Source organism: Paraglaciecola hydrolytica, assembly GCF_001565895.1.
Lineage (GTDB): Bacteria > Pseudomonadota > Gammaproteobacteria > Enterobacterales > Alteromonadaceae > Paraglaciecola > Paraglaciecola hydrolytica.
Genome location: NZ_LSNE01000005.1, coordinates 684056 through 701523 on the forward strand (window position 1 = coordinate 684056; position 17468 = coordinate 701523).

The window sequence follows — 17468 nt, forward strand, 5'->3', positions numbered from 1 at the left end:
CCACGCTGCCTGTATGTTAGACATTGAATAAGGAAGATAAAAATGCAACATGAGCCAGAAGATAACGGTGCAATTAAGTTGAATGGCGATGATGTTATTGCCATTCAGGAGGCGCAAAAAAATAGCTTTTGGCGCCGAGTGCAAACATCAATAATGATGACGGCGGCCTTAATGATTTCTGCCGGTCAATGGAACGACACCAAAGAAATCGCAATTACAATATATGAAAGCATTCTGGCCAATTTTACCCACAATATTGAGTACGACCAGATTAAACAAATCAACGTAGGTAATAGCCTTGAATATGTAAAGTCGATGGTGGGTGAACCTTATGTGATTAAACGTTCAAAACTGAATCCTGAAATTCAATTCCACTATTATTCCAAAGAAAAATACGATCTCACTCTGGTGTCACAAGACGAACAAATTGTTGGTTATACCGTGATCAGTAAAGTTGATGACTTCACGCCAATTATCCCTTTTGCAGAAAACTTAGGCAGTTCAACTATTGAACAGGCTAATCAAGATCCGCGCATTTATGCACTTGATAACTCAAATTTATTGTACTTTATTGATTCAAAAATGCTGGGTAAACAGCAAATGTTTTTAACTCAAATTCGTGGTTATGTAGAGTACGGCGCTAATCTTGCTCCAGCTTCGGCAACAACCATGGCACGTGAGAAAGTGAGCGAAGTGTTGACCTCCTTGATTGAAAAAGAGACGTATTCAGCAACTGAAGAAGAGACATTGGAAGCCGTTCATTTGGTACGATCTTCAATTTACCCTAACTTTTATTCTATGACGAACATTGAACCTGCTTTTATCGCTGAGGCATTGTTAACGCGTTATGAATATCAACAGTTTACCCAAAGCTAGGAGCCAACATGAAACCTGCAGGTATCTCAGTCATTCTCTTACTTACATTATTTGACGTATCCGCCCAAGAAACCGATCCTTTTGCAGAATTAGAAGCTGAAATACAAAAACAAAGTCCTCAAGCACTCGCCCGAGAACAGGTTGAATTTGAAGTGTGGAAGGAAAAATATTTAGCAGAATATCAACAATTTAGAGTAGAACACTTTAAACGACTTGATGATATTCGTGATAAATTGATCAGTAGATGGGGTGAGGCCGAGATCTCGTCGGAAAGTAAATACGTCATTTACGATGAAAGGGGTGACAGTAAAACGGTCTTGGATTATGAAAATAATCAAATTGTCATCAGTATCTTACATGAAGATGATGAGACAGTTAGCCCTAAGCAAATTTCACAGGCAATACAACAAGCCACAGAGTCCAACACCAAGTCAGCCAATAGGCCCCCACCCCTAGAGCAATTCACTGGCAAAACTTTAGATAAATCAACCCTCAATCAATTGGTAAATAAGGCGATAGAGAATACAGAAACACACAAACCCCTTGTCGAAAATAACTTAGAACAGCTCATTTCCAATGAAGTGGCCAACATCAAGCGCCAGACAGAAGCTCAGAAAAACCAAGTAGAAATCATGTTAGACATTGTTTCTGTAGAATCGACAGAGGTAGATGGTTCGGCTAAGAATAGTGAAGACTTGATCACTCGCCAAAAGCAGGAAATAGACAAAGAGCAACAAGCTCGTCTGCATAGATTGCAGGAGCAAAGCAAAAAATTTAACAATAACAAAGTAGAACGAGCTGAATTAGCTAAAAAACAGATCACCACTTTTCACATTCCTCTGGCAGAAAAAGGTGACATGCAAAAAGCAGAGCCCTATTTAAAAGAAGTCATTCAACAGAGTAAACGATGGGAATTACAGCCCAGTTTACTGCTGTCGATCATTCACACCGAAAGCTACTTTAACCCACAAGCAAAGTCGCATATTCCGGCTTTTGGCCTGATGCAGATAGTCCCAAGATCAGCAAGTATTGATGTAAATCGTTTTTTATTTGATAAAGATGAAGCCATGGCCGAGGCCTATCTTTATAGCCCACAACAAAATATTGAAACAGGAGTGGCCTACGTCCACATACTCAACAGCCGATATTTGAAAGGAATCAACGACCCTTTAAGCCGTATGTATTGCACTGTCGCTGCTTACAATACGGGTAGTGGCAATGTCGCCAAAACCTTCAATAAAGACAAATCACGCAACATTAATAATGCCTTGAAAATAATCAATGGCCTAAGTCCAGAGCAGGTTTACCAACGATTAGTTGAAGATTTACCCTATGAAGAAACACGAAATTATTTAAATAAAGTCATCAACAGAAAGAGTATTTATTTAAAAGTTGATGCAATTTAATGTAAAAAAGTTGTGGTTCTGGCTGGTAACTTACAAAAAATATTAGCCAGCTCAGAACATGTAAATAGTAACCATTTTATTCAATGTCAGATGCTACTGTCACAAAAGCAAGGAAGGGATTTAATGCTATTAAGCACCAGTTTAAATTTTGTTCATATAATTAAAAATATCCTACTCTCAAGGTTTTTTACCCTTCTCATCATGTTGTTCTCAGCAAACTTGTATGCTCTACCTGACTGGGTTAAGCAACCCCCCTTGGATGACGACAAGTTTATTTATGGTATTGGTTCTGGCATTGATTTCGAAACAGCTAAAAAAAATGCACTCAGTGACATTGCCGCAAAATTTAATGCCAATGTTAAAGAGAGTTATGTTTCTGCTCAGCGTGTATTAAATGAAAAAATAACCAGTGATGTAAAAATTAACACCCAAGTCGAAGTTCAAGGAACTCGGCTTAATCATTTCCACGTGTCCAAAAGTGACACAGAAAACAATATTTATTGGACTCTTGTACAATTAGATCGCTTAGCCTTCGCCAAAGATTTATATGCACATTGGTTCAAAGTAGACAAAGAAATGGCAACAAACATCAAGCAAATAGGCACGGTTCCATCACTACTGCACATTGACAAACTAAAACCCTTGCTGGAAAAAAATGAGCAACTTAAAGCCATATTAGTACAATCGAACTTTATTCAACCGAGAACTGACTTTAAAACGGCTTTTTCTCTTTATAACCATTACCAAAGTTTATTAAATACCCTGTTAGACAATCAGTTTGTTTTAGTGACTTTCAACGACGTAGACGACTCTTTGGCCGCGGTTATTAAGGAACAATTGACCGCCAAAGGTTTAAAACTGTTAGACCAACAAAATACACAAGCTCCCTATTCCGTCATCGCAGTTTCCCTAACTAAACAACAGCGAGAAGATGATAGAAATGCCTTTATTAGCCAAATTGAACTTTATATAGAAACCACTGCTGACAATAACGAAAATATTGGTTCAAACCACTTTAGCGCACGAGGTAGAGACTATGTTTCACACGTTGCCTCTTTTGAAAAAGCAACCATTAGCATCCAACGGCAATTGAATAAATTGCCGTTGGATGCACTATTAAATATTAGTAGCAAATAATCACCAATCCACCGTCGATAAAAACTCATCTGTCGTATCTGAAGGTAAATCTAAGTTCTGTTGATTGGCATACTCAATAAAATAAGTACCTGTTTCATACAAGCTTTTGCCATGTAGAGGCAGTCCAGCAACAATGTCATAGATCTTTTTGCCATCCCCTAACACCGAATTAAACGATCCTGAGACAGCATCCATTGCTGAGCCTAAATAATCTGATTTGGCTGATTTAGCAGTGGCAGAAAGCTTGTCTGACGTTTTATCTACATATTTGACCATTGCTTTTTTAATTTTCATAGTGGTATAGGTGCCACTTAAATAGGTTGTGATGCCCAAAATTAAACTTTTTTTCTGCTCGGGTGCCAAGGAATCCACTTGTGCGCTAGCGGCTTTTATTTCTTTACTAGCCGCTTGTGAGTATTCACGATGCTGCGCAATTTCTTTTTTACTTAAACTGGTACCACCAAGTAGGATGGCTTTTTCTTTTAACAGATTTTCAGTCGTTGATTTCAGCGCCAAGGCATGTGACAAGCACAATTGAGAACGATTAATGAGAACTGACGCCAAGGTATAAGTATTCATCGCTTCGTTGCCAAACTCATCAGACTTAGACTCAAGATCTTCTGCTTGTGAATATTTAATCAAGAAGCTTTTGATATTATCTACTGTTAACGTATCACATTGATCCCCTGAGATAAGTGGTTCATCTGCCCATATGGGGCGAGAAGATTCTTTAGAAGACAGATTACTCATTAAATCTTCTGTTGCGGCACAACCCACTAAGGTCATTAATATACCAATAGCTAACGCGCTCGAATGTATGCTCTTCATCATTATTTTACCTTATTGTTTTTGCACTTAATTTTGCTACTAATGTGTTTGCTACGTCCTCTGCGGCTAATTTCAACGCATTATTGCGTGCCACCATTACCGTTGGCCCCATCCCGAAATACTGTACAGGTCCTACTTTAGCCACCGCAGAACCACGTTTTAACACCGCAAGTACTTGAGCCGTAACCGAAACGGGCACTTTGTAATTACCTGTCACGCTGTCTATCAAGGTTTTATCAATGTCCAAGGTACCAATGGCTAAGTATTCTACTGGGTCTTCTAAGCCCTTAAGCCCCTTCAACGCATCACTTTTTGTGACAGAGGTTAAATCGTCGCCGCGCTCATAATCTTTTATAAAATTTTTCACCTCTAACAAATAACCCGTTTCTTCCTCTAACAAACCCGCGTCTATCACATTAAAATTGGCATTTGTAAATACATCGCCCATGGCAACATCAACTTCGTTAGTGGTGGCGACACGCCAAACCACTTCATCGGCAAATTCTTTGTTGCGGGTATTAGTGGATACTGTTTGGGTTTGGCTTTTACCTATGGCAGATTGATTGTTAGAACTGTTTTGTTCAATATTATTTTTCTGCCCTTTAGTGATACTGCTACTTTGCTCTGAATAGCTTTCACTACCAGCATGTTCACGTGCAACAAAGACAAAGGTAATGTATGCATTTCCACTTTGATCATCAGTAAGGCTGATTAACTTATCTAACATCTTCACTTCATTAATTTTTGCCCGTAAGGTGATACGGACTGTTTTACTCTCTTTATTTTTTTCTGTATCAATGATGTCAAAACCAAGTACATAAGATTTGATATCGCTATCGATCTCGTCTTTCACCTTTTTATAGTTGCTGTAATGGGCTTTGTGTTGCGTAACGACCCACGACTCCACGGCATTTTGCAAGGCTTTACTTTCAGCTTGCCGCGTTTCATCTTTATCAACACTCCAAGAATAAGACACTTCGCCCACACCTACTGCTTCCGCTGTGGATAAAGTTGCATTTGCCTTTGCAACCGACACATCTCCTGCAGCGCTAATGAGTGTTATTGCCGATGCGTTTAACTTACTTGTCACTAAGCATGTGGTAATGCAAAAAGTGTAAATTAAGGTCATTAAAAGCTGATGTTTTTTCACTGTTCAATTCCTTTAGTAGTTGATAGATAGGGTGTTATTTGGCGCTGAACAACTCCTGTTTAACGGTAAATTTTCCATAGGCTTGATTATCTTTCGCATGGGATTTAAACCATTTTTTGTTAGGAGAACCGAGTTGTTCAACGAGCTCATCAATAAGCACTTCGATCACATCATGAAAAGCTGACCAGTCATCGATTTGTGTCATATTTGCGCTAACTAACTTTGGTACCGCATATTGAAATACCTCGTTAATAAAGACTTTGCCCGAGTGTTGTTGTGACATGCTCAAAGCAAGTCGACTGGCATACATCAAGTCGTCTTTGTAAGGCGCTTTTTTCAAATCCAACAGCTCTAGCGAAAATACATAATCTGGTGTTGGTAGATTAAGATTGAATACCGAACCATTAGAAAATCTACCGGCCATTTGATTGCCAATCGCATACCCCTTAGTAAAAGGCAGCACAGAAATATTATATTGATGGGCTAAACGGGCAGAAAAATATTGTCCAATAAACTGGTTAAAACGCACAGCGGTAATATTTTGAGGCATAAATACTTGGACGTTTTCACTGCTACTGACTTGTTCAAGTTGGAACCTAAGAGGTTTACTCAAGTTAATCTTGGCTGAACCAAGCAAATTAAACGCCATCGTTAACAAACTGTCGCCGCCATCAAGCCCTAAATACAATTCAGAAAATAGACGGGGTAACTGCTCCTGATAATTAAGCTCTTTGGCGACGACATGGTTTTTAGCCATGCTCAGTGGAATATTTGCGATCAACGTCATGCTAGCAAAATCAAAAAAGAATAATTGCGCCCCAGCTTCGACTATTATTTTGCGATTATTACCAATCACCTCAGTGCTGACATTTTCACTTTCAAAGGCCAGTGCCATTGCTATGGATTGGCCCTTTTTTAGGTCGGCTAAGCCAAAATGCAGATTAAAATGTTGTGGTGAACTTTGTTGTATAAGTTGATTAAAGCGCTGATCTAATAAACCAACTGCATTAATTGCTTGATTGATGGACAAGGCGTAAGGATAGTTTGTTTTTATTTGGTCAAAATTGCCTAAATAAACAATACCAGAATAGAAAACGTTAGGACGATAAGATGATGCAGAACCTTGAGTAGAGGCATGACTAGCAATACAAATAAAGGCACAGACAACAAAACACACAAGATTAAATAATGTTGTGTTATAAGACTTCCGTATCATTGGGTTCATTAATTACCTAGCATTTAATTATTAACCAACTGGGGTTATATTATGTAAAGTAAAATGAATATACAATCAACAATGCACATAAAAAGCACAGGAAGGAATCAATGCAATCTTCTTTTTTTTACCGCCTTATTTTGTCGATTTTGCTCAGTTCAACGATCCTTTTCACTTTCGTAAGTGCCCAAGAATATCAAGCCTTGCCCCATACCAAACCCCAAAACCAAAGCAAATATACCTTGTTTATCGTGTCAGGATTAATGCAAGAAATGGGCATTGAACTGCCTGCCCCTCCCGAACAAAAACCAAACAATGATGAGCAAAAGGATTTTTTCTCCGATGACTTTTTTGCCGACAATGAGCAAAGTTACGATGAAATTAAACAGTCGATGGAAAACACTTTTGCAGATACGAATAAAAAATGGCATGAAGAATATCAAGAGACAGTGGCACGATGGGAGAAAGCAAGAGCTGATTTTCTAACTAAAGTAGAGCAATATGAAAACGCTACATTCGATTTCGATAATGTAGAAAAAGTAAATGATCCTGAGAGTAGTTCTCCCGCCCAACAAAATTTGAATATAAACACGATGCAAGCAGGTGATTTTTATGTCATTCCAGGTGCATTGGATATTGCTATTAGGAATCAAGCGAGTAGAGGTACTTGTGCTGCGTTTGCTGGTGTAAGAGCGATAGAAGTCGTATTGAACCAGAATGACATACGTAAAGATTACTCAGAACAACATTTTTATTGGATGAGTAAACCTAAGTGTAAAGATCCTGCTTGCGCTGGTACCAAGGAAAACCAAGGATCATCTTTTGTTAACGGTCTTATAGCCTCTAAGATTTATAAAACCGGTTTGTTGCCTGAAGATAAATGCCCTTATGTTGCCTATGGAGATCCCACTAATGAGACTCAAACACCACTTTCTGGCTGCAGAGCAGTGCCCGGTGTAAAAGCTAAAGACTTTGTAGCGGATGTAGCACTTAACCAATTGCTTAATGAAATAAGTGCTAATCGACCTGTGATGAGTGGATTTACTCTGTCTGATAATTTCTCTTTAGGTAAGGGCTTTGTCAGCCTCGCAGATGAAGGAAAATACGATAATAAGCGTAATAGTCACAGCGGAGGCCACGCCATATTACTGGTTGGATTTATTCGATTACCTGAAACCATGGCCAGTGAAGGACGTTTTTGCGCTATCACAGCCAATAGTTGGGGAGATGGTTGGGGCCGCGGAGGATATGGCTGTTTGACCGAAAATTGGATGAAAAAACACAGTCTCGGACATGCTTCTTTGCAGTCTGTTGAGCTTTTAACTGCATTATAAAAAGGAAAAACCGTGAATTTAATCGAACACCCACGTCTATATAGATTGTTAGGTAGTATGGCAGATTTAACTCCCGACCTGTGGCCACAAGTGGAGCAGGATGTTTGGGCGATGTTCGAACAAACTAAAGCTGTGTTGGTAACTGATATGTCTCATTTTTCCAAAGTGACAAAAAAGCATGGCATTATTTATTACCTTGGCATGATCAAACGAATGCAAGATATTATTGCTATGGCGGTCACCAAACATAATGGCACCTTGATCAAGTTTCTTGCTGACAACTCTTTTTCGATTTTTAACACCGTAGATGATGCCTTATATTGCATCATTGAGATCAACAAAAAGATGAAAATTGACAATCTTAAGACACCTGAAATTTGGGATATTGAGCTTTGTACCGGGATCGATTTTGGTAAAATACTGAATATTAATGATCAAGATCTCTTTGGTGATGCCGTAAATCTCGCCAGTAAATTAGGCGAAGATACGGCTGAACCTTGGGATGTATTGCTAACTCAAAGAGCCTTCTCTATGTTATCTCAACATCAATATACTTTTACCCAATTACAGGTCATGCAATCTGATGTATCGATAGACACTTATAAATTGGCGAATGAATAACAACTTAAATTCGTATATTAATCATCAATATCCTGCTGGCCTACCCAGTTGATGAGTTTCTGTAAATCTTGGTTAGCGGCTTCATGTAATTCTTCCACCCAATCATGCACGTTTTGCCACCAAGCGGGATGATCGCCCTGCTGGATCTGATTAGCAATTTTTTGTACCCGTGCCAAACCTACCGAACCTGCAGCGCCTTTGATTTTGTGGGCTTGACCACATACTTCATCCTTTTCGTTAGCACTGAGGCTAAGTTGCAGTATTTCCAGATATTCAGGGATATTTTCTTGGAACACTTTAACACTGGTTCTGACCATCTCATGCCCAATGGTATCCACTAACATTTGCAGTAAATCTAAATCTAGAATGGCATCTAATTTATCGCATTTTGGCTCTTCAACCGGCTGATAAGGCTTGCTGGGTTGCTCAGCAAACAGCGCATTAAACACTTCAATAATACGACTCTTTTTAACAGGTTTGGCAATGACATCATCCATGCCATTATCCAAGTATTCTTGACGGGTTTTTATGACATTAGCCGTCAAGGCCACTATGCTGGTTTGTTCTACTAGACTTTCTTCATGTAAGACGTTGGCAACTTCAAAACCATTCATATCAGGTAATTGAATGTCGAGCAGGATCAAATCATATTGTTTGTTACGTGCCATATTGATCGCTTCAGTACCTGTCATGGCAACATCTACATGCTGTTCCAACTTCTCTAACAGTGCTTTGGCAACCATTACGTTAAGTTCAATATCTTCCACTAACAAAATCTGCAAACCTGTTACTTGTAACTCTTCCACTTGGATGGGGCGTTTGCTGATAGCCAAAGGTAATTTAACCGTAAAACAAGTGCCTTCACCCACAACACTGCTGACTGATATTTCCCCATTCATCAATGACACCATCTGTTGGCAGATAGCCAAACCAATGCCGGTACCTGTGGCACTTTGATGCTCTGGCAAATTAACCTGATAATACATCGCAAATATTTTAGATAGTTCAGCCTGAGGAATACCAACCCCTGTATCACACACTTTAAAGCTCACCATACTGGTATTGCTATCAATCTTCTCGGCTTCAATATGCAATGATACCTTGCCTTTTTGGGTGAATTTGACCGCGTTGAACAACAAATTCCACAATATCTGCCTTAGGCGTGTGCCATCAGCTTCAATCAAAACAGGTAAAGGCTCGCTAAGTACGGCTTCAAACTGTAAACCTTTATCATCGGTCAACAACTCGATAATGCTGCTCAGTTCACTGGTAAAATCTTTCAGTGAAATGGTTTTTAAGGACAACTCTAATTTGTCACGATCAAGCCTATCTAAATCGATAATGTCATTGAAAATATTGCCCAAGGTGATGCCGCTGGCATAGATAGTACTCACCCAGGCAAACTGTTCATTGGTCAATTTAGTGTCACGTAACATGCGACTTAAACCGACGATACCATTTAAAGGAGTGCGCAATTCGTGGCTGATAGTGGCAATAAAAGCGGTTTTATCTTTACTTGCTTTAGCGACGGCATTTTCTGCTTGTTTACGCTCAGTGACATCGCGCCCAAAGGCCAGTAAACCAAGGCGTTTATTGTCAGCACCAAAAAATGGCACCTTACGCATTTCAAAATTACGGCGTTTACCATCAGCAAAACGTAACCATAACTCTTCTGTGGTACTGATGTTTTTTTCCAGTACTTCGTGATCACTGGCCACAACTTGACGCGCCAATTCTTCTTCAAAAACCTGATGAGGGGTTAAACCTATTAATTCTTGTTCAGTTTTACCGGTCATTTGCTCAGCAACTCGGTTGCATCCGGCAAATTGCCCTTCTTCGTTGCGGTAATAAATGAGGTCGGGCGAGGCATCAATGATAGAGCGTAGCAAAGTCGACAAACGCAAAGCTTGCTGCTCTTTTTCAGATTTATCTTTAATCTCACGTTCTAAATCGGTAAAGACACTTTCGCGCTCAAGTTGAGCATTTTTGCGTTGTTCGATTTCGTGATTTAACTGCTTAATATTGTTTTGCAGAGTTTGGTGAAGTAATACATCTTCTGCACGCAAGCGCTCAAGCTGAGCGACCACATCCTTCAAATGCTCTCTTGATTGCTCAAGTTGTTTGACCAACTCACTAAAAAAGAACAATACCCAAGGCGCACTCAACATGGTCAGAAAAATAGCACTAATAAAGTCTTCGATATCCGCTTCATCATTAATCGCAATACGTAATAAATACGAACCCAATAAGGTAAATAACAGGGTAAAAATGACAAACAATATGCTGGCTTTCATCGCGCCAAAACGGTGGATCTTTTGTGCAAGACGGATGGCCCAAGGTTCAGGATTTTGTTTTACAGACATGGACTTATCTCTTTCAGGCAGGGTTTAGTCGATTTATTGCCGAACATGCTAACAAGTTTATAGATAGGGTCAATGATACAATTTGCACAACTTAGCTATTATTTCTCTAACCCATAATAGAATGGTTCAAACCGCCAATAAAAATAATATTTTATGCACTTTTATTGCATTAATATTCTTATTTTAAGAATTATAAATTCATTTAATCAGGTTTTAATTAACGTTTTTTTTACAAATACCAGCGTAAATTTGCTTTTATTTATAGCTTATAACTAAGTCTGCGATAAATTTTATTTATATGATTTTTAAGGTTTTTTTATAAAAACGAAGCTAACTTAGAATAAATTTATGACGAATGACACACTTGGCAATTGATTTATAAAACTATACTCGGTATTTTGTAAGGCCTGCTTAATATAAATATTCGATACTCGACTGGTATCTTCAATAATAATTACGAACGAAAAAGGCATTTGGGTTGGGATAAATAAACCAACTCACGTATCAACGTGCATTAATGCCGCCTTAAGAGCAGTTAAACATAAATAGCACCGACCCAGTCGAAGGTTGAAGGAGTTAAGGTAATGAGTTTATACCATCCCAATGATTCAAAAGATAACTGTGGTTTTGGTTTAATCGCCCACACTACGGGTGAAGCCAGTCACAAAATTGTGAGTACTGCCATTCATGCGCTTGATCGCATGCAACATCGTGGTGGTATTGCCGCAGATGGTAAAACCGGAGACGGTTGCGGTCTGTTGATGCAAAAACCCAATAGCTTTTTTCAGGCCATTGCACTGGAAAACGGCTGGAAACTCAGCAAAAAATACGCTGTGGGCATGATATTTTTATCACAAAATCCAGAGTTAGCTGAAACCGCTCGTAAGGTGATGGTTGAAGAGTTAGAGCGTGAAACTCTAGGTATTGTCGGCTGGCGTGTAGTGCCTACTGATCACTCAGTATTAGGTGATTTGGCCGCTACTGGCGTACCACAAATTGAACAAGTGTTTGTTAATGCTCCTTCTGGCTGGCGTAAACGTGATGTTGAGCGCCGTCTATATATGGCCAGACGTAGAGCAGAAAAACGCCTAGTCAGCGATCCCGATTTTTATGTTGCTTGTTTATCCGGTTTGGTGTCGATTTATAAAGGCTTAGTCATGCCTATCGACCTGCCTAAATTCTATTTGGATTTAGCTGACGAACGTTTGCAGTCGGCTATTTGTGTATTCCACCAACGTTTTTCTACCAATACTTTACCGCGCTGGCCACTAGCCCAGCCGTTTAGATTTTTGGCGCACAATGGTGAAATCAATACTATTCGTGGTAATCGCGATTGGTCGCGTGCACGTTCCAATAAATTTATTACGCCATTATTACCTGATCTGCAAGATGCCGCGCCTTTTGTCAACCTCGAAGGCTCAGATTCATCTTCGTTGGATAACATGCTGGAGCTATTTTTAGCCGGCGGTATGGATATTTTCCGTGCCATGCGTTTGTTAGTGCCACCTGCCTATCAAAATAACAAGACCATGGATGATGATCTTCGTGCATTCTACGAGTTTAACTCCATGCACATGGAGCCTTGGGATGGCCCAGCAGGCATAGTACTGACCAATGGTCGTCACGTAGCTTGTAACCTTGATCGCAATGGTTTGCGTCCTGCTCGTTATGTATTAACCAAAGATGGTTTAATTACCCTTGCCTCAGAAGTGGGCATTTGGGATTACGCGCCAGAAGATGTCATCGAAAAAGGCCGGGTTGGCCCAGGTGAAATGTTAGCGGTTGATACTTACACAGGTAAAATCTGGCGCTCCACTGAAATTGATGACGAGTTAAAAGAACGTCACCCTTATCGTGAGTGGATCAACAAACATATTAAACATTTAGCGCCTATCGAAAAGTGTGACGCCAGTCATATAGGCAAACGTGTATTCAACGACGAGATGATGGCGGTTTACCATAAACTGTTTAATTATTCTTACGAAGAAATGCAGCAAATCATTAAAGTGCTAGCGAAAGATGGTCAAGAAGCCGTTGGCTCAATGGGTGACGATACCCCTATGGCCGTGCTGTCGTCTAAACATCGGGTTATTTACGATTATTTCCGTCAGCAATTTGCTCAGGTAACAAACCCTCCAATTGATTCATTGCGTGAAAATCACGTTATGTCCTTGGCCACTTGTATTGGTCGTGAGCAAAACGTGTTTAGCGAAACCTCAGGTTATGCTCACCGCGTATTGTTTGACTCGCCGATTTTGATGTATACAGACTTAAAACAACTACGTGAGTTTGATGCAGAGCACTATTATTCAGAAAAAGTGGACCTTAACTACTTACCTGAAGAAGGCTTGAAAAAAGCCATCGAACGTATTTGTAATGAAGTGGAATACTTAGTCAAAACTAAAAAAGCGACTTTTGTGATCCTGTCTGATCGTGAAATTAAAGCCAATAAATTGCCTATTCCTATGGCGATGGCAGTTGGTGCCGTACAAAAACGTTTAATTGATAAAGCTTTACGCTGTGATGCCAACATAGTGGTTGAAACCGCTTCTGCCCGCGATCCTCACCACTTTGCCGTGTTGATTGGTTTAGGTGCGACGGCAATCTATCCTTTCTTGGCTTATGAAACTATTGAACAGATGGTTGAAAAAGGCGATATCGAAATTGATGTGATGCAAGCCACCTTAAATTACCGCAAGGGAATTAATAAAGGCTTGTATAAAATCATGTCGAAAATGGGCATCAGTACTGTTGCCAGCTACCGTAGCTCAAAACTATTTGAAGCAGTCGGCATTAATAAAGACGTGGTTAAACTGTGTTTTGAAGGTATCCCAAGTCGCATACAAGGTGCCGGTTTTGACGATTTTGAACAAGATCAAATTAACCTGCAACGTATTGCTTGGTTAAAACGCAAAACCATTTCTCATGGTGGCTTACTGAAATACGTACACGGTGGTGAATATCACGCCTATAACCCAGACGTTGTCACCAGTTTGCAAAAAGCGGTCGTTAGTGGCAACTATGATGATTACAAAGTATTTTCGAGCTTAGTAAATGGTCGTGCGCCTGCTCATTTCCGTGATTTGTTAGGCTTAAATCCTGACAGCTCGCCCATTGATATCAGCGAAGTTGAACCAGCGGAAAATCTGTTCCCACGTTTTGATACCGCTGCCATGTCAATTGGTGCCTTGAGTCCTGAAGCCCATGAAGCCTTGGCTGTCGCCATGAATCGCTTAGGTGGTCGTTCAAACTCAGGTGAAGGTGGTGAAGATCCCAAGCGTTTTAATACCGAGAAAAACTCTAAAATCAAACAAGTGGCTTCCGGTCGTTTTGGAGTAACACCCCATTACTTAGTGAATGCTGAAGTTATTCAGATCAAAGTTGCCCAAGGTGCAAAACCCGGTGAAGGTGGTCAGCTACCCGGAGATAAAGTCACTAACTACATTGCAGAACTGCGTTTCTCAGTGCCAGGTGTGACCTTAATTTCACCACCACCTCACCATGATATTTATTCTATCGAAGATTTGGCTCAGCTGATTTTTGATTTAAAACAGGTCAACCCTAAAGCCTTGATCTCGGTCAAATTAGTATCTGAGCCAGGCGTTGGAACTATTGCCACAGGTGTGGCTAAAGCTTATGCCGACTTGATTACTATTTCTGGTTATGACGGCGGAACTGGCGCAAGCCCATTATCTTCAGTCAAATATGCCGGTAGCCCCTTTGAACTTGGTTTAGCTGAAACTCAGCAAGCCCTGGTTGAAAATGGTTTACGCCATAAAGTTCGGGTACAAACCGACGGTGGATTAAAAACTGGTTTAGATGTGGTTAAAGCGGCGATTTTGGGTGCTGAAAGTTTTGGTTTTGGTACTGGCCCTATGGTTGCTTTAGGTTGTAAATTTTTGCGAATTTGCCACTTAAACAACTGTGCGACAGGCGTGGCGACTCAAGACGAAAAATTACGTGACAATTATTTTATCGGTCTACCTGAAATGGTAATGAATTATTTTAAATTTATTGCTCAGGAAGTTCGAGAAATTATGGCCAGTTTAGGCGTGCAAAAACTCGATGACCTTATCGGGCGTACCGAGTTGTTGAAAGTACTAGACGGAAAAACGGCTAAACAGAATAAATTAGATTTAAGCCCCTTATTAGCTAAATTTAAGGCCGGATCCCATACGAGTTTGTTTTGTTTACAAACAACCAATGCACCTTTGGACAAAGGTGAATTGAACTTACAGATATTCGCCGATGCTAAAACTGCCATAACATCCGGTAAAGGTACTCAGCTGCGTTATACCATTCGCAATACCGATCGCTCGGTGGGTGCATTGTTATCGGGTGAAATCGCCAAAGTGCACGGTAATCATGGTATGCACGATGCCCCAGTCAAAATCCACTTAACGGGTACTGCCGGCCAAAGTTTTGGTGTATGGAATGCCGGCGGCCTCGAAATGCATTTAGTTGGCGATGCCAATGACTACGTAGGTAAAGGTATGACAGGCGGCCAATTGGTTATCCATCCACCGAAAAATATCACCTTTGATCCCCATGTCAGTGCGATTATGGGTAATACCTGTTTATATGGTGCGACAGGCGGTAAATTGTTTGCCTCTGGCCGTGCGGGCGAGCGTTTTGCGGTGCGTAACTCTGGCGCTATCGCCGTAGTTGAAGGCACTGGTGATAATGCCTGCGAATATATGACAGGTGGTATAGTTGCCATACTCGGCTCGACTGGAGTTAACTTTGGTGCCGGTATGACTGGTGGATTTGCTTATATCTTAGATGAGCTCAATGACCTTGATAACCGTGTTAATAAAGAACTCGTTGAGATCCTAGAAATTGGTGACAAAGTCATTTTGTCCGAGCATTTGAGAGGCTTAATTAATCAGCATTACGAATTAACCGGTAGTGAGCATGCGCTGAACCTGTTAACCAATTTTGCTGAGCAGTTACCAAGATTCCGACTCGTTAAACCAAAAACGAGTGATGTTAAAAACTTACTGGGTCACATCAGTCGTTCAACTGCAGAACTGCGTTTGCAGGCTCAATAAGGGTAGGATTAAACACTATGGCTAAAAACGTATATCAATTTGTTGACGTAGAGCGCATCGATCCGCCGAAAAAGCCGATCCTAATGCGTAAAGAAGAGTTTGCTGAAATTTATCAGCCGCTCACCCAAAGTCAAACTGAAGGTCAAGCCGACCGCTGTTTGGATTGTGGTAACCCTTATTGTGAATGGAAATGTCCGGTACATAACTTTATTCCACAATGGTTACAACTTGCCAACGAAGGAAAGATCCTTGAAGCGGCTGAGTTATCCCATAAAACCAACAGCTTACCTGAAGTCTGTGGTCGTGTTTGTCCACAAGACAGATTATGTGAGGGTGCCTGTACTTTAAATGATGATTTTGGTGCCGTAACCATAGGTAGTATCGAAAAATACATTACCGATACCGCTTTTAAAATGGGTTGGCGTCCAGATATGTCTGGCGTGATTAAAACCAACAAAAAAGTGGCCATTGTTGGCGCTGGACCTGCCGGTCTTGCTTGTGCTGATATATTGGTACGTAACGGTGTAAAACCCGTGGTGTATGACAAATATCCCGAAATTGGTGGTTTGTTAACCTTTGGTATTCCCGCTTTTAAGTTAGAAAAAGATGTCATAAAACTGCGTAAACAGATCTTCACTGAGATGGGTGTTGAGTTTGTACTGAATACTGAAATTGGCAAAGACATTCCGTTTCAGCAATTGCTTGATCAATACGATGCAGTATTTTTAGGCATGGGCACTTATAAACCTATGTTAGGTGGATTTGAACATGAAAACGCTCCTGGCGTTTATGAAGCCCTACCCTTTTTAATTGCCAATATTAATCGTCATATGGGTCTGGAAAAAGATCCTGCTGACTTTGTCGATATGCGCGGCAAAAAGGTCGTGGTTCTCGGTGGTGGTGATACCACTATGGATTGCGTCAGAACCTCTATTCGCCAAGGAGCCACTAGTGTCACCTGCGCTTATCGTCGTGATGAAGCAAGTATGCCTGGCTCACGCAAAGAAGTAGTTAACGCCAAAGAAGAAGGTGTGGAGTTTTCCTTTAACCTGCAACCTTTAGATATTGCGGTTGATAAAGACGGTAATGCTATCGGTGTCACCATGGTTAAAACCGAAATGGGTGCACCCGATGCACAAGGTCGCAGAAGCCCGGTTGTCGTTGCTGGTTCTGAACACATCCTCGAAGCCGATGCGGTGATTATCGCCTTTGGTTTCCAACCCAGCCCTGCCGGTTGGTTTGGTGAGTTTGGTATTATGCTGGATGAAAAAGGTCGAGTACGTGCTCCGGCTAAAGGTAAGTTCGCTTTCCAAACATCCAACCCTAAGATCTTCTCAGGCGGTGATATGGTCAGAGGTTCAGACTTGGTGGTAACGGCTATATTTGAAGGTCGAGAAGCCGCAGAAGGCATGCTCGATTATATGGGTGTGTAATCATCATATTTAAAAGTTAAAAATGGGAGCTAATTAGCTCCCTTTTTTATTGC

Annotated in this window: 11 protein-coding genes; 7 read left to right on the forward strand and 4 right to left on the reverse strand. The window is 40.6% G+C overall.

Annotated features, from left to right (window positions below; translation table 11 throughout):
• The first annotated feature begins 42 nt into the window (after nt 1-42).
• From AX660_RS11010 to AX660_RS11020, 3 genes are all read left to right on the forward strand, one after another.
• A complete protein-coding gene (locus tag AX660_RS11010) occupies nt 43-876 on the forward strand; it encodes an ETEC_3214 domain-containing protein (protein ID WP_068376417.1) in 834 nt (277 codons plus the stop codon).
• A gap of 8 nt (nt 877-884) precedes the next feature.
• On the forward strand, nt 885-2282 hold the full coding sequence (locus AX660_RS23560) for a transglycosylase SLT domain-containing protein (protein WP_068376419.1): 1398 nt from the start codon (nt 885-887) through the stop codon (nt 2280-2282).
• A gap of 123 nt (nt 2283-2405) precedes the next feature.
• Nucleotides 2406-3419 carry an LPP20 family lipoprotein gene (locus tag AX660_RS11020; protein ID WP_068376421.1) on the forward strand — a complete coding sequence of 338 codons (1014 nt, stop codon included), beginning with the start codon at nt 2406-2408 and terminating at the stop codon, nt 3417-3419.
• Here AX660_RS11020 and AX660_RS11025 read toward each other — a convergent pair whose 3' ends face one another.
• Genes AX660_RS11025 through AX660_RS11035 form a run of 3 tightly spaced genes read right to left on the reverse strand, consistent with a single transcriptional unit; the run spans nt 3420 to nt 6622 of the window.
• Nucleotides 3420-4250 (reverse strand): hypothetical protein, encoded by an 831-nt coding sequence (locus tag AX660_RS11025; RefSeq protein ID WP_131811787.1) that lies wholly within the window; start codon nt 4248-4250, stop codon nt 3420-3422. It abuts the gene before it with no gap.
• Nucleotides 4251-4254: 4 nt separating this feature from the next.
• Nucleotides 4255-5397 carry a hypothetical protein gene (locus AX660_RS11030; RefSeq protein WP_068376424.1) on the reverse strand — a complete coding sequence of 381 codons (1143 nt, stop codon included), beginning with the start codon at nt 5395-5397 and terminating at the stop codon, nt 4255-4257.
• Nucleotides 5398-5431: 34 nt separating this feature from the next.
• A complete protein-coding gene (locus AX660_RS11035; protein ID WP_068376426.1) occupies nt 5432-6622 on the reverse strand; it encodes a hypothetical protein in 1191 nt (396 codons plus the stop codon).
• A 101-nt stretch (nt 6623-6723) separates the two neighbouring features.
• On the opposite strand from AX660_RS11035, the gene AX660_RS11040 reads away from it, so the two are divergent.
• Complete coding sequence (locus AX660_RS11040) at nt 6724-7947, forward strand: C1 family peptidase (protein WP_068376428.1); 1224 nt, start codon at nt 6724-6726, stop codon at nt 7945-7947.
• Nucleotides 7948-7959: 12 nt separating this feature from the next.
• Nucleotides 7960-8568 carry an adenylate/guanylate cyclase domain-containing protein gene (locus AX660_RS11045; protein WP_068376430.1) on the forward strand — a complete coding sequence of 203 codons (609 nt, stop codon included), beginning with the start codon at nt 7960-7962 and terminating at the stop codon, nt 8566-8568.
• Nucleotides 8569-8585: 17 nt separating this feature from the next.
• Here the strand turns inward: AX660_RS11045 and arcB are convergent, their stop codons facing one another.
• Nucleotides 8586-10931 (reverse strand): aerobic respiration two-component sensor histidine kinase ArcB, encoded by a 2346-nt coding sequence (gene arcB, locus AX660_RS11050; protein ID WP_068376432.1) that lies wholly within the window; start codon nt 10929-10931, stop codon nt 8586-8588.
• A gap of 584 nt (nt 10932-11515) precedes the next feature.
• Here arcB and gltB point away from each other — a divergent pair.
• Both gltB and AX660_RS11060 read left to right on the forward strand, forming a co-directional pair.
• Entirely contained in the window at nt 11516-15982 is a 4467-nt protein-coding gene (gltB, locus tag AX660_RS11055) for a glutamate synthase large subunit (RefSeq protein ID WP_068376434.1), read from the forward strand.
• 17 nt (nt 15983-15999) lie between these two features.
• On the forward strand, nt 16000-17415 hold the full coding sequence (locus AX660_RS11060; protein ID WP_068376436.1) for an FAD-dependent oxidoreductase: 1416 nt from the start codon (nt 16000-16002) through the stop codon (nt 17413-17415).
• Nucleotides 17416-17468: the final 53 nt, after the last annotated feature.